The sequence below is a fragment of the Achromobacter sp. ACRQX genome, assembly GCF_022346505.1.
Taxonomy (GTDB): Bacteria; Pseudomonadota; Gammaproteobacteria; order Burkholderiales; family Burkholderiaceae_B; genus Achromobacter; species Achromobacter animicus.
On the sequence record NZ_JAKRML010000014.1, the window covers coordinates 114,043 to 131,327 of the forward strand.

The window sequence follows — 17,285 nt, forward strand, 5'->3', positions numbered from 1 at the left end:
CCTTCGGAATAGACCCGTCGGAATCGACGGGTCGGAATCGTTATGCGCCAGATCATCTTTGACACTGAAACCACCGGACTGGACCCTGCACAGGGTCATCGCATCGTCGAAATCGGCTGCGTGGAGCTCGTCAACCGGATGGCCACGGGCAACAATCTGCACATCTATCTGAATCCGGACCGCGACAGCGATCCCGAGGCACTCGCGGTGCACGGGCTGACCACCGAGTTCCTGTCGGACAAGCCGCGCTTTTCCGAGGTCGCGGACGAATTCGTCAAGTTCATCCAGGGCGCCGAGCTGATCGCGCACAACGCCGCGTTCGACGTGAAGTTCTTCAACGCCGAGCTTGCCAAGACCGGCCGCGGTCCCATCACCGAGTTCTGCGAGACCGTCACCGACTCGCTGCTGCATGCCCGGTCGCTGTTCCCCGGCAAGCGCAACTCGCTGGACGCGCTGTGCGACCGCTTCGGCATCTCGAACGCGCACCGTACGCTACACGGCGCATTGCTCGACTCGCAGCTTCTGGCCGAAGTCTGGCTGGCGATGACGCGCGGCCAGGACGCGCTGCTGATCGACGTGGACGACGATGCGGGCACCGGCAGCGATGGCCTGGTGCTGGCCAAGTTCGACGCATCGGGGCTGCCGGTGCTGTACGCCAACGCCGAAGAGCTGGCCGAGCACGAAGCTTACGTGGCTGCGCTAGACAAGAGCGTGGGCGGCGAGAGCATCTGGCGCAAGCTCGATGCGCTTGTGGCGGCATCCGCTTGAAAGTTTTCCCGAGGCGACTTGCACACGTTTAAAAATTCGTGCTATTATTTCGCCTCTTTCGGGGTGGTTAGCTCAGTGGTAGAGCACTGCCTTCACACGGCAGGGGTCACTGGTTCGAACCCAGTACTACCCACCAAAGACCTTCTGGGGCTTCACAGCCTTTGAAGAGCCCCAAAAGACAACGCCCATGTCGTAGCAGTAATGCAGCAGTAATTAGCGATATCGGTTTTGTTCTTCGGGCAGTCAGTATTTCGGGCAGTAATGCTCAAGCAAAAAGCCAACCTTCATCGGTTGGCTTTTTTGTTTTCGATTCATTAATCTTCTTCTGATCTGTCGCAATCGGCCAGCTTTCGGTTGCGCCAAGCCTGTTCCACGCCTGTCTATCATCGATAAAACGGCGAATCGCTGCCGAGCAAAACAGGAGAAGGCCATGGGTCCGCATACCAACACCATGCTCATCATCATCTGCACCGGCGTGGCGCTCATGTTGATCGGCTTCGGGTTTCGTGACCGCAATCTCGGCATGACCCTGATGGGCCTGGGCCTTGTCACCGCGATCGGCGCGATCATCTACAAGGCATACATCACCTTCTACTGACCGCTGATAACTGACCGCTGGCCCTGCCGGCGGTTTTCAGCTTTTCTGCGCCTGCTGGCGGGCCACCCGCGCGAGCAGCGTGTCGAGCTGGTTCGCGAACGCCTTGCGGTCGGACTGGCTGAACGACGGCGGACCGCCCGTGTCCACGCCGCTGGCGCGCAGTTCTTCCATCATGTCCCGCATCGCCAGCCGTTCGCGGATGGTTTCCGGCGAATAGCGTTCGCCGCGGGGATTGAGCGCCATCGCGCCTTTTTCCAGCACCTGCGCAGCCAGCGGAATGTCGCCGGTGATGACCAGGTCGCCTTTTTCCGCCCGCTCCACGATATGCGCGTCGGCCACGTCAAAGCCGCGCGGCACTTGCACGGCCCGGATCAGCGGCGACGGCGGCGTGTAGAGCGCCTGATTGGCCACCAGCGTCAGGGGCACCTGCCAGCGCTGCGCGGCGCGGAACAGGATGTCCTTGATGACGGCGGGGCAGGCGTCCGCGTCGACCCAGATGTGCATCGCGTTTACTTGCCCAGCGCTTTCTCAAGCGCCTCGGCCACGAGGTCGTTGGTCGACACGCCGCGTTCGGCGGCGGCGGCGCGCAGCTTGTCGGCCTGCGTTTGCGCCAGCTTCAGCGGGAAGGGCACCAGACCGGCGGCCTGATCCAGCTTGCGCTGCTCGCGGCGGTCGGGCACTTGGGACGAGGCGCCAAAACGGTCGGGCGTCGCCGATTGCTTGAGTTGGCCGGCCAGCTTGAGGGCCTGGTTCTTTTGAAGATCGAATTTGTTCATCGGAATTCCTGATAGGGAGCGCCATCATAGACGCAACGCGCGTCAGCGCGGTTTGCCGTGCTCCAGTTGGGCGATACCTTCCTCGGCGCCGTCGTGCAGCGGCACGCTCAGGCCGAGCCGGGCGGTGGCCGCCGATACCTGCGAGCCCTGCGTCGAACCGGCCGCCAGCAGGTCCTGGCCGGCCTGGTAGACCGCGCGCACGACCACAAGCGCTTCGTCGCGCGTGAGGTCGGTGGTGGTCAGCATCAGCGCCGCCACGCCCACCGTGGGGATGCGTTCCTGCTGATTGGGATACGTGCCGGCCGCGATGTCCAGCGGCATCAGCACGCTGTCGCCGGCCGTGAGGGTTTTGATCGCCTCGGCATCGAGCGGCAGCAGCTTGAGCTGCGCGGGAATCAGCGCATCGCGCAGCGGCGTGGCCGGCACGCCGATCACCTGGGCGGCGGCGTCGACCGCCCCGGATTGCAGCAGCGGCAGGGCGGCAATAAACGGGGTGTCGGACACTTGGTAATCGCGCCCGGCCTGCAGGCCATGCGCGGCCAGCACAGTTTGCAGGGTTGCGCGCACGGCTGACCCTTCGGGACCCAATGCGATCGTCTTGCCCTTCAGATCTCGCACGCCACGCAGAGCGGGATCGTCGCGCACGACGATGTGGACCATCTCCGGATACAGGCTGCCCAGCGCACGCAGGCCGGGAAACGGCCCCTGACCCGCGAAGGGACCCGTGCCCTCGTAGGCCATCTGCGCGGTATCGGCCTGCGCCAGGCCGACGACGGCGTCGCCGCTGCGCAGCAATGCGATGTTGTCGGCCCCGCCGCCGGTGATGAGCGGCGACACCCGGATCTGGCGCGCGCGCGCCACGTCGCTCAGGGCGCGGGAAAAGACCAGGTACTCGCCGCGGTCCGGACCGCCGGCCAACGGATAACCCTGCTGGAGCCGGGAAAGCCGGCCATTGATGCGCGCGACCGAGCGTTCCAGCTCCTGCTGGACCACATGCTGGGCCGTACTGGACGCGCTGTAGGTTACCGAGTGGGTGATCTGGTCGAGCGTGTCCAGCAGCTGGCGCGTGACGGGCGGCGGCGCCCCGGTATCCAGTGACGGCGCCTCGGCCGCCTTGAAGCCTGCGGGCGTCACCAGCTTCCACGCGCCGTCCGCTTCGCGGTAGATGGCGCTGGCGTGGGCAATGATGCGATCGCCGGCCTTGTTGCCGCCGGACTTCACGCCGCTGATGCTGCGCGGACCGGCGCCCAGCAACGTCACCAGCGACGCCGCGCCGGGCTGATCCCATGCGCCCAGCGAAATGTCGCGGGTCAGTTCCAGGTCGATGTCGTAGTACACGACGCGCCGGGTTTCGCCCGCCGGGGCGGTGCTGTCCGTGGCCGACCCCATGCGCTTGAGATCCGCGATGCGGAACAGGTCCTGCCCATAGGTCGCATCCAGGCTGCGCGTGACGTCCACGCGCAGGGCGTCCGCGTCGGGCGCGCGGCCGCACGCGGCCAGCACCGCGCACAGCAGGACCATCAAGAGTCTTTTGAACATGGCTACATCCCTCCCACGAACGGCAAGGAAATCAGCGAACTCAGGACGATCACGTTCAGGATGTCCACCAGGAAGGCCCCGGTGACGGGGACCACGATGAAGGCTTCCGGCGCCGGACCGTGGCGGCGCGTGAGCGCCTGCATGTTGGCGATGGCGGTGGCGGTGGCGCCCAGCGCGAAGCCGCAGAATGCCGCGGACATGATGGCGGCCTCGTAGTCGCGCTTGAGCAGCCGGAACACCACCCAGGCGGCATACAGCGCGCAGACCAGCGTCTGCACCGCCAGCATCAGCGCCAGCGGACCGGCCAAGCGCGCGACGCTGGACAGGTCCAGCGTCATCATCGTCATGCCCAGAAACAGCGATAGCGAGATCGTGCCGATGATGTCGGTGGCGCGATCGTCGAGCCGGATGCCCACCAGCGGCCCTGCATTGCGGATGAGTACCCCGGTCGCAAGGCACCACAGGAAGTTGGGCAGGCTGACCGGGGCATCTTCCACCAGCGCTGCCAGCATGCCGCCGACGACCAGGCAGACGAACGCGGCGGTCATGGACAGGATGAACGTACCGGGGGTGGGCGGCTGATGCGTTTCATTCAGGTCGGCGGCCTGGTGGCCTTCGGCCGCGGTGTGGTCCAGGCTGCCCGACACTTTGTGGCGGCGCATGATCCATTCCGCCACGGGGCCGCCCACCACGCCGCCCAGCACCAGTCCCAGCGTCGCCGCCGTCATGGCCAGCGGCATGACGTCCTGGATGTTGTTGAAGTCGGCAAAGCGCGTCGCGTAGGCCGCGCCGGTGCCGTGACCGCCCACCAGCGTGATCGTGCCGCCCAGCAGGCCCATGAGCGGATGCATGTCCAGCAGCCATGCCATGCCCAGCCCCACGGCGTTCTGCAGGACCAGAAACGGAATCAACGCGAGGAGAAAGGCGATGAGACGGGGCCCGCCGCGCGCCAGCAGCTTGAGGTTGGCGGTAAGCCCGATGCAGCCGAAGAACAGCAGCAGCAGCGTGGGCTTGATGCTGGTCTCCAGCGAGACGGCGACGCCGCCCCAGGTGGACAACAGATAGGCCAATACGGCGAACAGCAGGCCGCCTACGATGGGGTCCGGAATGCTGTAGCGCGCGAGAACGCCGATGCGCGTGGTCATGACCCGTCCGATGACGAGCACGAGGCAGCAGGCGAGGAGGGATTGGACGGGCGAAAGGGAGATCATATGAACCTTCGCGCCCCGCCGGGGCGCAGCAAGACTAGCTGTTCAAACCCGATGTTCAAGCCCGCTGTTCAGGCCATCTTCCGCCGCATCGTTCGCGGACTGCGAAGCTATCTTACGTCCAGGCCAGTGCACCTGTACACGGGGTGGGGGACGCCGTCAGGCGCGCAACGGGCGTGCGGCCGGGAAGGGAAAGTCGCGCGACATGTAACTGGCGCCCTCGCCGTAGCCCGCCAGTTTTTCGGCCAGACCCGGCGTCTGCGGCGCGAGCGGCGCGTAGCCATGACGCAACCAATAGCCGGCCGCCGATGCCAGCGACACCAGGCTGGCGCGCGTCAGGCCGTTGTCCATGGCGCTTGCGGCGGCGGCGCCCACCAGCGCCTGACCCACGCCCGTGCCTTGCGCCGCCGGCACGACCGCGCAGTCATGCAGAAACCAGTGATCGGCCCGCGCCGGCAGCGCGGCTAGCGGCACGTCCAGGGCGGGGGGCAGGCCCGCGTCCCACGGGTAGGAAATCAGGTAGCCCAGCAACCCGCCCGAAGACATTGGCGTGCCGGGCTGGGCAACCCAGCAGTATTGCGGCGCAAGCGCGAGACGGTTCAGGAAGAAGCCGGCACCTTCCAGCAGGAACTGAGGATAGGCAAGGGCCTGGGCCTGCAGGATGGCGTCCACATCGCTGACCCGCATGGGACGGACTTGGTATTGCATGACAACCGGAAGACTGGAGATGCCCGTCATTTTAGCGGCCAGGCGCGGGCCGGCATTTCATGAAAATTCGACGAGCCCCTGCGCATACTGCACCGCATCGTGTCCCGTATTCCGTCATTGCAGAACCCCATGCACATCCAGTTCCGGTCCGACCCGCCAGCGCCGCAGGTGCTGGCAAAATCCCTGCCGCTCAGGTCCGTGTGGCCGCCGCAGGCCGCCGACGTGCCGTATGACATCCGCGTCACCTGCGTGATTCCGTGCCTGAACGAGTGCGAGAACCTGCGCGTGCTGCTGCCGCTGCTGCGCAACCGGCTCTCCGCGCTGTGCACCAGCTGGGAGATCATCGTGGCCGACGACGGCAGCACCGACGGCACGGACGCGCTGATGGCCGAATGGACCGAGCACGAAGGCTTTCGCCACGTGCAGTTGTCCCGCAATTTCGGCAAGGAGGCGGCGCTGAGCGCAGGTCTGGAAGCCGCCAGCGGCAACGTGGTCATCTGCCTGGACGCCGACCTGCAGCATCCGCCCGCGTTGATCGAGCTGATGTTGGCGCGATGGGCCGCGGGGGCCGAGATGGTGTACGCCGTGCGGCGCGACCGCGCCGACGAATCCTGGCTCAAGCGCTCGGGCGCGCGCTGGTTCTATCAGTTGCTCAGCAACGCACGCGGCGTGCAGGTGCCAGCGCACGCCGGCGACTTCCGGCTGATGGACCGCAGCGTGGTCGATGCGCTGATCGCGCTGCCCGAGCGCACCCGCTTCATGAAGGGCCTGTATGCCTGGGTCGGCTTCAAGGGCGAGGCCGTGCCCTACACGCCGGACGAGCGCATGCACGGGACCAGCACCTATAGCGGGCTGCGCCTTTTTCGCCTGGCGCTTGACGGCCTGACGGCATTCACGACGTGGCCGCTGCGCATGGTCAGCCTGGTGGGCGTGGCGTTTGCCGTGCTGGCGCTGGCCTATGCGGCCTTTCTCGTGGGTGATTACCTGATGTCCGGCAACGCTGTCTCCGGGTGGACGACCATCGTCACCGCGGTGCTGTTCTTTGCGGGCGTCAATCTGATCTCGCTGGGCGTGGTGGGCGAATACGTGGCCCGCATCTTCGACGAGGTGAAGGGCCGTCCGCTGTTCGTTGTGCGGCGCAGCCGCGGCCGACCCGCTGGCAAGGCGCAGGGCTGATGATGGCGGACTACAGCACACCGGCGCGCTCCGAATGGACCCCGCCGACAGGACGGTTCTTGCTGGCCGTCGGCATCTGGCTGGCCTGGCTGGCGTGGATGCGGCCGCTGACCTTGCCCGATGAAGGGCGCTATGCCGGCGTGGCCTGGGACATGCTGCGCAGCGGCTCACACGCCGTGCCGCTGCTGGACGGCATGCCTTACTTTCACAAGCCGCCGCTGTACTACTGGCTGACCGAGCTGTCGTTCTCGGTGTTCGGCGTGCATCCGTGGGCGGCGCGCGTGCCGTCTTGGCTGGCCGCCTGGGGCGCTGCCGCCGGGTTGTACGTTTTCGTGCGGCGTCATCGCGATGCGTTTGCCGCCACGCTGACCGTGCTGGCGCTTTGCACCATGCCGTTCTTCTATGGGGGCGCGCAGTTTGCCAACCTGGATATGCTGGTTGCGGGCCTCATCACGCTGTGCGTCCTGGCCGCCGCTGAAACCGCGCTGCGCGTCGAACGCGGGGAAGGGGCGCGCGGGATGTCCGTCGCTGCCGCGGCGCTGGCCGCGCTGGCCGTGCTGGCCAAAGGGCTGATCGGGTTGGTGCTGCCGGGCGCCATCCTGCTGCTCTGGCTGGTCTGGGAACGGCGGTGGCACGGGCTGGCGGCACTGTTCTGGCCGCCGGCGCTGCTGGTGTTCGTGGCCGTCGCCGCGCCGTGGTTCGTGCTGATGCAGGTGCGGTATCCCGGCTTCTACGACTATTTCTTCGTCTATCAGCATTTCCAGCGCTTCGCCGCCAGCGGCTTCAACAACGCCCAGCCGTTCTGGTTCTACCTGCCGGTGCTGGCTGGCCTGAGCCTGCCGTGGTCATTGTGGGGCGGCGGCATCCTGCGCCGCGCCTACTGGGCACCCGGTCCCGCGCGCAGCCTGCGGCGCCTGGCGGCGGTGTGGTTCGCCGTGGTGGTGGTGTTCTTTTCATTGCCGCATTCCAAGCTGGTCGGCTATGTGTTGCCGGCGTTGGCGCCGCTGGCCTTTCTGCTGGCCGAGGTCATCCTGTCGGCGTGGCGTGGCCAGACCGGCGTGATGACGCCGCGGCTGGTGCGCATCAGCGCCGCCGTCGCAGCGGGAATCTGCGTCATCGCGGTGGGTGTTGCGGCGTTCAATGCCCGAGGCAGCGCCGCGCCGCTGGCCACGCTGGTGCGGCAGGAGGCGCGGCCGGACGACACCTTTGTCTCGCTGCACGCCTACCCCTTCGATCTGGCGCTGTACGCGCGTGCACCGCGGCCCACGTGGGTCGTGGACGACTGGCTCAATCCAGAAGTGCCGGTACGCGACAACTGGCGCAAGGAACTGTACGACGCCGCCAAGTTCGATCCGTTCACCGGGGCGCAGGTGCTGGTCAGCGCGGCCCAGTTCAATGCCCGCTTGTGCGCGGCGCCCGAGGGCTCGCGGTTCTGGGTGTGGGGCAATCATGGCGACGGCGCGGTCTACACGCCGCTGCAAGGCGTGAAGCCTGCCGTCGCCAGTGCCCGGCATGCAATGTGGTTACTGCAGGCCGACGCGGCGCTTAAGAACCGGCTTTGTGCCGGAACGCCCACAGCCGGCTAGCGATGAATGTCGCGAACGCCAGGCCGATCAGAATCAGCGCCAGCAGCGTGTCGTACGGCACGTCGGTGGCGTGCAACAGCCAGGCGTAGGCCGTTTCATTGATCAAGAAGCCGATCGCTGAAATGAAAAGGAAACGACGGGCCGCTACGGTCCAGGGGATGGGCGAATGTCGGAACGTGAGCCGGTAATGGCCGCTGAAGGACACCACGAAGGCGACCATCCAACCGATCAGGTTGGCCGCCAGCGGGGGGGCGCCGAACGCTTCGACGCAGCCCACGGCAACGGCCCAATGCGTTGCCGCGGCGGCGCAACCGACGGCGATGAAAAGGCTGATTTGCCGGATGAGGGCGCGCATGTGGGATGTGGCGGACAGAAAGACGGAGAGGCGGCGATGAGCAAACGCGTCGTGGTGTGCGGTGATGATTTTGGCATGAATGCGGATGTCGACGAGGGCATGATTGCGCTGGCCGGCATGGGGCGCGTCAGTGCGGTCAGTTGCCTCACGCTGGGACCCACCTTCGCGGCCAACGCGCCGCGGCTCGCCGCGTTGGATGTGGACATCGGCCTGCACCTGAATCTGTCGGAAACGTTGAGCGCGGGCGCCGAACCGATGCCCTCGTTGGGCGCGCTTATCCTCAAGGCCTACGCGGGCCTGCTCGACGCGGCGTGGGTCGAGGCGCAGCTTGTCCGGCAGTTCGATGCGTTCGAGGCGGCGTTCGGCCGGGCGCCGGACTATGTGGATGGACACCAGCATGTGCATCAGCTGCCCGGCATCCGCCAGCGCTTGCTGGCATTAATGGCGCGACGTTATGGCACGCAGGCGCGCGCGCAGGCGCCCTGGCTGCGCCAGACCGCGCCCGGCATGCAGTGCGGGATGCCGCTGAGGGAGTCGGTGAAGGCGCGCGTGATCGGCGCGTTGGGGGCGTCGGCGCTGGTGCGCGAGGCCCGTTCAAGCGGCTTGCGGACCAACAGGCGGCTGCTGGGCGTCTATGCGTTCGACGGCGGCAAGCGCCGCTACGCGCACTTCTTGCAGACCTGGCTGTTCAACGCGCGCGAAGGCGATCTCGTCATGTGTCATCCGGCACTGGGCAGCGAGCGGGGCAGCGCCATGGCTCGCCAGCGGCGCGCCGAATTCGACGTGCTGGCCGATCCGAAGCTGGGTGAATGGCTGCGCGCCAATGGCGTCAGCATCACGCGCCTGGCATTGACGCACGCGGAGCCCGTGTTGCCCGTGGCGGCGCGCGCTATCCCTGCGTAAGGCTTTCCAGCAGCCAGGCGCCCGCTGGTCCCAGCGCGCGGCGCGTGGACCAGACCGCGTCGACATGGATGTGGCGCGGCCAACCCGGCACCTTCAATTCCACGAGCTGGTCGCGGCCGAAGCGCTGGATCATCCAGCGCGGCAGCTCGGTCCAGCCGAAGCCCAGGCTAGCCATTTCCAACAGCATCAGATAGCCCGGCGCCGACCACGTCGAATGGGCCGGCGTGGCCTCCTTGTCGTCCAGTTCGTAGGTGCTCAGTCGCAGCTCGCGTTCGGTCTTCAGGTGATCGGCCGTGACCGACGGCAAAGTAGCCAGCGGATGCGAGCGCCCCACGCACAGGACGATTTCGGAGCGTTCCGCCAGGCACGCGTGCGCGACGTCCGGCGGATAGCTTTCCTGCGCCGCCATCAGCCCGACGTGCGCGCGGCCCTGCTGCACCAGTGCCACCACATCCTCGTATTCCGCGATCAGGCATTCGAAGCGCAGCGCCGGATAGCGCGCGTCGATCTGGCTCAGCATGGCCTCGAACGTGCGCGACTGGAACGTGTCGGACAGCACGACCGTGAGCCGGGGTTCCAGGCCTTCGGATAACTGGCTGGCGCTGCGGTTCAGGCGATCGTTGGCGGCCAGCACCTGCAAGGCCTGCCCCAGCAGCACCTTGCCGGCGGCGGTCAGGGAAGGCTGGCGCTGACGGCGGTCGAACAGCGCGACGTTCAGGTCCACCTCGAGATTGGCGATGGTCTCGCTGATGGTGGACTGGCTCTTGCCCAGCTTGCGGGCCGCAGCCGAGAACGAGCCTTCAGAGGCGACCTGGGCGAAGGCGGCGAGGGATTCGAGTGAGTGGCGCATAAGTAGCCCGGCGGTAGGTGTATCGGTTTTTCCGATGGATATTATCTTTTTCGTACCGGAAATGTCGCGGACAATGCGGTCACTCTTCAGCAATCGACCGCAGGTGGGTCATGACCCAAGCCAAGAAAACCCTAAAAGAACGTTTCATCCACGCCTTCTTGTTCGAGATTATCGCCATCGGCCTGTGTGCGCCCGTGGCCGCGTGGGCCATGGGCAAGTCGCTGTTCGAAATGGGCGTGCTGACCGCGGTCATCGCCTGGATCGCGCTGGTCTGGAACATGATCTACAACGCTGGCTTCGACCGTGTCGAAAACCGCTTCGGCTGGACCCGTACGTTCCGCATCCGCGTACTGCACGCGTTCGGCTTCGAGTTCGGCCTGATCCTGATCGTGATTCCGCTGGCGGCCTGGTGGCTCAGCATCAGCCTGTGGGAAGCCTTCGTGCTGGACATCGCGCTGGTGCTGTTCTATCTGCCCTACGCGTTCTTCTACAACCTGGCGTACGACCGCAGCCGTCCCCGCGTGATCGCGTGGCTGTCCCGCCGCAGCGGCGCCGCTGCCGCCGGCGTCTGACGTCTCGTCAACCCTTCTTGCGCTCGTATGCCTGGCTGGCGTCCTGCATGAAGGTTCTGACAGCGGTCTCGTACTGCGTGCCGCTGCGGAAGGCGCCCGAATGCGAGGCGCCTTCTATTTTCACCAGCCGCTTCAATTCGGGCGCCACGTTGCGGGCAGCGGCAAAGAGTTCGTCGCTCATGGTGTGAGGCACCACGCGGTCGGCCGTGCCGTGCATGAACAGCATGGGCGTGTGCAACTGGGCCAGCTTGTCCACGGATGCGAACGGCTGCGTGACGAGCAGGCTGGCGCCGGGCACATTGCCCCAGCGCAGCGTGGCCAGCATGGCGCCGATGCTGGTGAAGCTGGATTCCACGATCAGGCCCGCGAAGTCCGGTTGCTCGGGACGTGAGGCCAGGTCGATGGCAATTGCGCCGCCCAGGCTATGGCCGTACACAAAGCGGCGCGCCGGATCGGGCTGCAGGCGCGCCAGTTCCTTCAGTCCCGCCATGGCGTCCTCTAGCGCGCTGTCTTCAGAGGGCAGACGCGGCGTGGACGCACCGAAGCCGCGGTAATCGATCGCCAGTATGGAATACCCCATGCGGCTCCAGCCATCGATGCGGAATGCGCTGCCATTCAGGTTCCAGCGCGCGCCGTGCAGATACAGCACGGTGGGGGCGCCTTTTTTGGGGCTGGCCAGATACCAGGCGCGGATCTTGTCGCCGTTGTCGAGCGTCAGGTCGTAGACCTGCGTTCCCGCGGCAGGGTCCCGCCACCAGGATTGCGGCTCGGACTGTGGCGAAAAAATGGTCTGGCGCTGCCAGGAATCCAGTTGGGAGCAGCCGACCACGCCGGCGGCGGCAAGCACGGCGGCGGCAAACAGGCGGCGGGCGGAGAGTCGGGGCAGGGCGGGCATGAATGATCTGACCCGGCAAGTCGGGCCGGGTTCCGGCATCAGCATACTCCGGCCCGGGCGCCGGAAGTTTGTCCCGATGTTTGCCGGTCCGGGCGCGGCCCGCCATCAGGCGGCGCCCGGGTGGACCTCGCGCGTCAACGCCAGCCATGCCTGCGCGGCATACGACAGATAACCGCCACGGCGCCACACCAGGACCATCTCCCAGTCCGTCCCCGAATCACGCAAAGGCACGCGGGCCACGCTCGCATGCAATTCCTCGTTGGCCTTCATGCGCGGCAGAAACGCCACGCCCAGCCCCGCCGCCACCAGCGCCACGATGAAATCGATCTGACCGCTGCGCGCGGCGATGGCCGGGACGAACCCCGCCCGTTGGCACGCGTCGTGGATGATGCGGTTCAGGGCAAACCCTGTTTCGAACAGCACGAAGGGCGAGTCGCGCAGGTCGTGCAGCCCCACCGACTCGGCGCGGGCCTGTGGGTGATCGGCGGGCATCAGCGCCACCAGCGGTTCGCGCGCGACGGGCTGCCATTCGAAGTGGTCCGGCACGGGCTTGAGCGATCCCGCCAGTTCGATTTCACCGGCCATCACCATTTCTTCAAGCCGGCGGCTGCCGTGTTCGACCAGGCTGATCTCGATGCGCGGATAGCGGCTGCGAAAGCGCGCGAACATCGGCGCAAACAGCGAACTGCTGCCCAGCGGCGGCAGGCCCAGGCGCAGCACACCCCGTTTCAGGCCCTTCAGGTCATCCAGCTCGGCGTTCAGGTCGTCGCGTTCGGCCAGCATGTTCAGGGCGCGCCGATACACGATCTCGCCCGCGGCCGTCAGCCGCAGCGGCTGCGCCTGCCGGTCCAGCAAGAGCATGCCCAGCTCGTCCTCCAGTTGCCGAACGGCCTTGCTGATCGTGGGTTGGGTCGCGTGGATCACTTTGGCCGCCTGGGAGAAACCGCCTTGCCTGACGACCTCCACCAACGCGCGCAACGTTCGCAGTTCCATCGTTATGCCATTTTGGAATAAATGAGATTCATCGAATTCATTTTATCTATGCGCCTACGAAGCGTAAAACAAGGGCTTGCCGCTGGATCTTCGTCTCATGCCCCGCTTTCGCCATTCCATCCTTATCCGCAGCGCGCTGCGCCGCAGCCGTTTGCTGCAGATTGCATTGATCGTCCTTTTTTCCGTGCTGGGCCAGGCGATGGCGCAGGCCTCAGGGCTGCCAGTGCCGGGCGGCGTCATCGGAATGGCGCTGGTGTTGATCCTGCTGGCGACGCGGCGCTTGCGCGTGCGCAACGTGCAGCGCGGGGCGAGCTGGCTGCTGGGGGAAATGCTGCTGTTCTTCGTGCCGGCGGTGATGTCGTTGCTGGACCACCGCGAATTTCTCGGCCTGCTCGGCGTGAAGCTGCTCGCCGTGATCCTGCTCGGCACGGCGCTTGTCATGGCCGGCACGGCGCTGACGATCGATCTTTGCTATCGCTGGATGAACCGCCGTGCGGCCTGAATTCAACCTGCTGTTCTGGCCGGCGGCCACCGTCGCCGCGTATGTCTGCGCGCGCCTGTTCTACCGCCGCTTCGCCTATTGGTGGACATCCACCCTGGTCGTCGCGCCCGCGCTTCTGCTGACGCTGGCCATCCTGCTGCATACCGGCTATCGCGACTACATGTCCGGCTCGCACTGGCTGATGGCCATGCTGGGCCCGGTCATCGTGGCGTTCGCGCTGCCGCTTTACGAGCAGCGGGCGCTGATCCGGCGGTACTGGCCGGTATTGGCCGCGGGCGTGGCCGTGGGCAGCGGCATCGCGGGCGTCAGCGCGTGGTTGCTGGGCAGCCTGCTGGACTTGCCGCCGGACCTGCGGCTCAGCCTGCTGCCGCGCTCGGTCGCCACGCCGTTCGCGATCGCGGTGTCTTCCCACGTGGGCGGGGTGCCCGATCTGACGGCGGTCTTCGTCATCGTCACGGGCGTCTTCGGCGCGGCCATCGGCCAGCTCATGTGCCGCTGGCTGCCGCTGCGCTCGGCGCTGGCGCGCGGCGCGCTGTTTGGCATGGGCGCACATGGCGCCGGCACGGCCAAGGCCCGCGAGCTTGCCGCCGAAGAAGGCGCGGTCGCGGGCCTGGTGATGGTGATGGCTGGCCTGTTCAACGTGCTGGTCACGCCGGCCGTCGTGGTGGGATTGCTGGCCTGAGCCGCTGTTCAGTGCAGCAGTTCCAGCGCGACCGGATACAGCGAGGCGACGAGCAGAAGAGCCATGCCCACATTGAAGGCGCGGATCGCGGCGGGCCGGTGCAGGACGCGGCGCAGGGCTGTACCGAACGTCACCCAGATGCCGATGCTGGGCAGGTTGACGATGCCGCAGACCAGCGTCGCGATCACCAGATTGGCAAAGAATCCGTTTTGCGGCGTATAGGTAGCCACCACGCCCACCGCCATCACCCAGGCCTTGGGATTGACCCACTGGAAGGCGGCGGCCTGCAGGAACGTGAACGGTTTGCCGCGCGCCTCGCCCTCGTCCAGCGGACCCGAGGTGGCGATCTTCCACGCGAGGTAAAGCAGATAGGCCGCGCCGGCATACTTCAGGATGGTGTAGAGGACAGGCGTCTGCTGAAACACCGAGCCCAGGCCCACACCGACCAGAAAAATCATCAGCGTGAAGCCCAGATTCACGCCCAGCAGGTGCGGCACGCTGCGCCGGAATCCGAAGTTCAGGCCCGACGACGCCAGCATCACGTTGTTGGGGCCGGGCGTGATCGAGCTGACCAGAGCAAACAGCGCCAGCGGACCCAGGAGGGAAAGCGAGGCCAGCGGGACGTCGGCCCAATTGGCGGGAAACAGGTTCATGTCGGGGTCCTTACGATGGCGCGGCGTCCGCCGGCAATAACGGCGATCACGGCGGCGGCAAACACGAACGTCGTCGCCTCCACGGTTTCGCCAAACAGCAAAGCAGCGGCCACGACGGTAAGGAAGGGTTGCAGCAATTGCACTTGTCCGACCCGGGCAATTCCGCCGGCGGCCAAGCCGCGATACCAGGCGAAAAATCCCAGGAACATTGAGCCGAAAGCCAGGTAGGCGAAGGCGGCAACCACATCGGAACTGGGCCAGTGGGGCTGCTGCGCCGCCATCCAGCCGACGGGCAGGGCAACCACCGGTGCGCTGATGGTCAGCGCCCAACATATTGTGCGCCAACCGCCCAGCGTGCGCGAGGCCCGCGCACCCTCCGCGTACCCCATTCCGCCCAGCACCACCGCCACCAGCAGCCACAGGTAGCCGGCCGTCAGCGTGCCTTCGCCCTGGCGCAGCGCATAGGCGGTGACCAGCGCGGCGCCGGCGACGGCCCAGCCCCAGAAGGCGGCTGACGGACGCTCGCCGCTGCGCAGGGCGGCAAACGCGGCGGTGGATAGCGGCAGCAGGCCGTTGAAGACAGCGCCCTGCGACGAGGGCACCGTCTGCATCGCCATCGACGAGGCCAGCGGCCAACCCACGACGATGCCCAGCGCCGCCAGAATCACGCCCGGCCATTCCTGCCGGTTGGGCCGGCGGCTTCGCGTGAGCCACAGCAGGGCGATGGCAGGCAGGGCGGCGATGAGCGCACGGCCCAATCCGACCAGCAAGGGCGACAACTCGGCCACCGCGACGCGGGTCATTGGCAGGGTCAGCGAAAACACCAGCACGCCCAGGAAACCATAGCCGTATCCCTCCCAGAGGGAAGTCGAGGCGGCGGAGGCGGCCGAAGGCGTGGGATAAAGCGCGGGACGGGACATGACGGCACCGTAAAAAGTGACATGGCCGCAGCGCCTGCGGTTGCAGGTTTGCGGCATTGCTGTCACTCTACGCACAGCCGTCAGTACAGTACCGGTACACCTTCGCAGTCACTTTAATCACTGGCCTGGTCAAATCTCCATGACAGTTGCTCACTCCCCCTCATCTTCCCCGCCTTGGCAGCCCGTGCGCCAGGCCGATGCCACGCTGGTGGCGCAATTGGCCGACGGCCTGGCCCGCCGCATTGACGAGCAAGGCCTGCGGCCCGGCACGCGCCTGCCGTCCATCCGCAAAATGGCCGAACAGTCGGGCGTCAGCCGTTTCACCGTGGTCGAAGCCTACGACCGCCTCGTGGCGCGCGGGCTGGTGCAGTCGCGCCGGGGCGCGGGGTTTTTCGTCAAGGCGCGCAGCGGCCCGCTGACGGCAGTGGCCGCGGCCGCGCCCAGCACGCTCGCGCCGCCCGCGCGAGTCGACATCGCGTGGCTGCTGCGCAGCATGTTCCGGGAATCGACCGCGCCGGGCATGCCGGGCGGCGCGGGCCTGCTGCCCGCAGACTGGCTGGATCCCGACATGGTGGCGGGGGCCGTGCGCGCCGTGGGCCGCTCGGTGCGCGCCAACCTCGTCAGCTACGGCAGCCCCCAGGGCTTCGCGCCGCTGCGCCAGCAGATTGCCGCAGTCCTGCAGAACGAGGGCGTGCCCGCCCATCCCGAGCTCAACCTGCTCACGACCAACGGCGTCACCCACGGGCTGGACCTCATCGCGCGCCATCTGGTCAAGCCGGGCGATACCGTCCTGGTCGAGGACCCGGCCTGGTTCGTGATCTTCGGCCGGCTGGCGGCCTTTGGCGCCCGCCTGATCGGCGTGCCGCGCGGCCCGGACGGCCCCGATCTCGACCTGCTCGAGCAACTGGCCGCGCAGCACAAGCCCAAGCTCTTCATCATCAATGGCTCGGTCCACAATCCCACCGGCCACACCCTGTCCGCGGGAGCGGCCTACGGCATTCTGCGCATCGCCGAGCGCCACGATTTCATGGTGGTCGAAGACGACACCTACGGCGAGCTGCATCCGGGGGGCGCCATCAAGCTCGCCGCGCTGGACCGGCTTAACCGCGTCATCTACGTGGGCGGCTATTCCAAGATGCTGGCGGCCAGTCTTCGTGTCGGCTATTTGGCCGCCAATTCCGAACTGCTGCAGAAGCTGGCCGACCTGAAAATGCTGGCGGGTCTGACCTCGCCCGAACTCGGCGAGCGCGTCGTGCACCGCGTCCTCATGGAAGGGCAGTACCGGCGGCATATCGAGCGCGTGCGGCACCGGGTCGATGACGCGCGCCAGCGGTGCATGAAAGGGCTGCTGAAACTGGGCCTGACCATCCCGCACGAGCCGCACGGGGGCATGTTCGTCTGGGCCGATTGCGGGCGCGATTCCGAGGTGCTGGCGCGCGAAGCCGCTGACCGCGGCCTGCTGCTGGCGCCCGGCACGTTGTTTTCGCCGACGCAGGCGCCGTCCACCATGCTGCGCTTTTCGGTATCCGTTGCCGACCACCGGGGAATCTGGGCCGAACTGGAAAAACTTTTCGCGCAGAACGGGTCCTACAATCAATAAT

Annotated in this window: 20 protein-coding genes and 1 tRNA gene; 10 read left to right on the forward strand and 11 right to left on the reverse strand. The window is 66.7% G+C overall.

What is annotated here, in order from left to right:
- Positions 1 to 42: 42 nt before the first annotated feature.
- From dnaQ to MHZ91_RS14800, 3 genes are all read left to right on the forward strand, one after another.
- Entirely contained in the window at positions 43 to 768 is a 726-nt protein-coding gene (dnaQ, locus tag MHZ91_RS14790) for a DNA polymerase III subunit epsilon (protein ID WP_239214311.1), read from the forward strand.
- A gap of 61 nt (positions 769 to 829) precedes the next feature.
- Positions 830 to 904, forward strand: a tRNA-Val gene (locus tag MHZ91_RS14795).
- A gap of 294 nt (positions 905 to 1,198) precedes the next feature.
- Positions 1,199 to 1,366: a hypothetical protein gene (locus tag MHZ91_RS14800; protein ID WP_175125403.1), complete on the forward strand. Its 168-nt coding sequence runs from the start codon at positions 1,199 to 1,201 to the stop codon at positions 1,364 to 1,366.
- A 36-nt stretch (positions 1,367 to 1,402) separates the two neighbouring features.
- Here MHZ91_RS14800 and MHZ91_RS14805 read toward each other — a convergent pair whose 3' ends face one another.
- The 5 genes from MHZ91_RS14805 to MHZ91_RS14825 form a co-directional block, all read right to left on the reverse strand.
- Positions 1,403 to 1,870: a YaiI/YqxD family protein gene (locus MHZ91_RS14805; RefSeq protein ID WP_175139079.1), complete on the reverse strand. Its 468-nt coding sequence runs from the start codon at positions 1,868 to 1,870 to the stop codon at positions 1,403 to 1,405.
- A 5-nt stretch (positions 1,871 to 1,875) separates the two neighbouring features.
- A complete protein-coding gene (locus MHZ91_RS14810; RefSeq protein ID WP_239214313.1) occupies positions 1,876 to 2,142 on the reverse strand; it encodes a hypothetical protein in 267 nt (88 codons plus the stop codon).
- Between the two features lie 42 nt (positions 2,143 to 2,184).
- A complete protein-coding gene (locus MHZ91_RS14815) occupies positions 2,185 to 3,681 on the reverse strand; it encodes a TAXI family TRAP transporter solute-binding subunit (RefSeq protein ID WP_239214314.1) in 1,497 nt (498 codons plus the stop codon).
- A 2-nt stretch (positions 3,682 to 3,683) separates the two neighbouring features.
- Positions 3,684 to 4,892, reverse strand: coding sequence for a sodium/glutamate symporter (gene gltS, locus MHZ91_RS14820; protein ID WP_175186380.1), 1,209 nt, complete (start codon positions 4,890 to 4,892; stop codon positions 3,684 to 3,686).
- Positions 4,893 to 5,048: 156 nt separating this feature from the next.
- The gene (locus MHZ91_RS14825; RefSeq protein WP_239214325.1) at positions 5,049 to 5,576 is read right to left on the reverse strand and encodes a GNAT family N-acetyltransferase; all 528 of its coding nucleotides are present in this window, start codon (positions 5,574 to 5,576) and stop codon (positions 5,049 to 5,051) included.
- Between the two features lie 150 nt (positions 5,577 to 5,726).
- Here MHZ91_RS14825 and MHZ91_RS14830 point away from each other — a divergent pair, with 150 nt between their 5' ends.
- Both MHZ91_RS14830 and MHZ91_RS14835 read left to right on the forward strand, forming a co-directional pair.
- The gene (locus tag MHZ91_RS14830; RefSeq protein WP_175139075.1) at positions 5,727 to 6,773 is read left to right on the forward strand and encodes a glycosyltransferase family 2 protein; all 1,047 of its coding nucleotides are present in this window, start codon (positions 5,727 to 5,729) and stop codon (positions 6,771 to 6,773) included.
- 2 nt (positions 6,774 to 6,775) lie between these two features.
- Positions 6,776 to 8,359: a glycosyltransferase family 39 protein gene (locus MHZ91_RS14835; protein ID WP_239214328.1), complete on the forward strand. Its 1,584-nt coding sequence runs from the start codon at positions 6,776 to 6,778 to the stop codon at positions 8,357 to 8,359.
- On the opposite strand, the gene MHZ91_RS14840 is transcribed toward MHZ91_RS14835, so the two are convergent.
- Positions 8,319 to 8,714, reverse strand: a complete 396-nt coding sequence (locus MHZ91_RS14840; protein WP_175186381.1) for a GtrA family protein — start codon at positions 8,712 to 8,714, stop codon at positions 8,319 to 8,321. The genes MHZ91_RS14835 and MHZ91_RS14840 overlap by 41 nt on opposite strands.
- A 36-nt stretch (positions 8,715 to 8,750) precedes the next feature.
- Between MHZ91_RS14840 and MHZ91_RS14845 the strand changes: the two genes are divergently transcribed.
- The gene (locus MHZ91_RS14845; protein WP_239214315.1) at positions 8,751 to 9,617 is read left to right on the forward strand and encodes a ChbG/HpnK family deacetylase; all 867 of its coding nucleotides are present in this window, start codon (positions 8,751 to 8,753) and stop codon (positions 9,615 to 9,617) included.
- On the opposite strand, the gene MHZ91_RS14850 is transcribed toward MHZ91_RS14845, so the two are convergent.
- Positions 9,604 to 10,467: a LysR family transcriptional regulator gene (locus MHZ91_RS14850; RefSeq protein WP_239214316.1), complete on the reverse strand. Its 864-nt coding sequence runs from the start codon at positions 10,465 to 10,467 to the stop codon at positions 9,604 to 9,606. The two genes, MHZ91_RS14845 and MHZ91_RS14850, sit on opposite strands and share 14 nt — an antisense overlap.
- 110 nt (positions 10,468 to 10,577) lie before the next feature.
- Between MHZ91_RS14850 and MHZ91_RS14855 the strand changes: the two genes are divergently transcribed.
- On the forward strand, positions 10,578 to 11,039 hold the full coding sequence (locus MHZ91_RS14855) for a multidrug/biocide efflux PACE transporter (protein WP_175125384.1): 462 nt from the start codon (positions 10,578 to 10,580) through the stop codon (positions 11,037 to 11,039).
- Between the two features lie 7 nt (positions 11,040 to 11,046).
- Here MHZ91_RS14855 and MHZ91_RS14860 read toward each other — a convergent pair whose 3' ends face one another.
- Together MHZ91_RS14860 and MHZ91_RS14865 are read right to left on the reverse strand one after the other, a co-directional pair.
- The gene (locus MHZ91_RS14860; RefSeq protein WP_218342138.1) at positions 11,047 to 11,934 is read right to left on the reverse strand and encodes an alpha/beta hydrolase; all 888 of its coding nucleotides are present in this window, start codon (positions 11,932 to 11,934) and stop codon (positions 11,047 to 11,049) included.
- Between the two features lie 105 nt (positions 11,935 to 12,039).
- Complete coding sequence (locus tag MHZ91_RS14865; protein ID WP_175139070.1) at positions 12,040 to 12,927, reverse strand: LysR family transcriptional regulator; 888 nt, start codon at positions 12,925 to 12,927, stop codon at positions 12,040 to 12,042.
- Between the two features lie 97 nt (positions 12,928 to 13,024).
- On the opposite strand from MHZ91_RS14865, the gene MHZ91_RS14870 reads away from it, so the two are divergent.
- The gene (locus tag MHZ91_RS14870) at positions 13,025 to 13,429 is read left to right on the forward strand and encodes a CidA/LrgA family protein (RefSeq protein WP_239214317.1); all 405 of its coding nucleotides are present in this window, start codon (positions 13,025 to 13,027) and stop codon (positions 13,427 to 13,429) included.
- Positions 13,419 to 14,111, forward strand: coding sequence for an LrgB family protein (locus tag MHZ91_RS14875; RefSeq protein WP_175125376.1), 693 nt, complete (start codon positions 13,419 to 13,421; stop codon positions 14,109 to 14,111). The genes MHZ91_RS14870 and MHZ91_RS14875 overlap by 11 nt, the downstream gene beginning before the upstream one ends.
- Positions 14,112 to 14,119: 8 nt before the next feature.
- Here MHZ91_RS14875 and MHZ91_RS14880 read toward each other — a convergent pair whose 3' ends face one another.
- Positions 14,120 to 14,764 carry a LysE family translocator gene (locus MHZ91_RS14880; protein ID WP_175139069.1) on the reverse strand — a complete coding sequence of 215 codons (645 nt, stop codon included), beginning with the start codon at positions 14,762 to 14,764 and terminating at the stop codon, positions 14,120 to 14,122.
- Positions 14,761 to 15,684, reverse strand: coding sequence for a DMT family transporter (locus MHZ91_RS14885; RefSeq protein ID WP_218342132.1), 924 nt, complete (start codon positions 15,682 to 15,684; stop codon positions 14,761 to 14,763). The genes MHZ91_RS14880 and MHZ91_RS14885 overlap by 4 nt, the downstream gene beginning before the upstream one ends.
- Positions 15,685 to 15,823: 139 nt before the next feature.
- On the opposite strand from MHZ91_RS14885, the gene MHZ91_RS14890 reads away from it, so the two are divergent.
- The gene (locus tag MHZ91_RS14890; RefSeq protein ID WP_255595037.1) at positions 15,824 to 17,284 is read left to right on the forward strand and encodes a PLP-dependent aminotransferase family protein; all 1,461 of its coding nucleotides are present in this window, start codon (positions 15,824 to 15,826) and stop codon (positions 17,282 to 17,284) included.
- The last annotated feature ends 1 nt before the right edge of the window (position 17,285 follow it).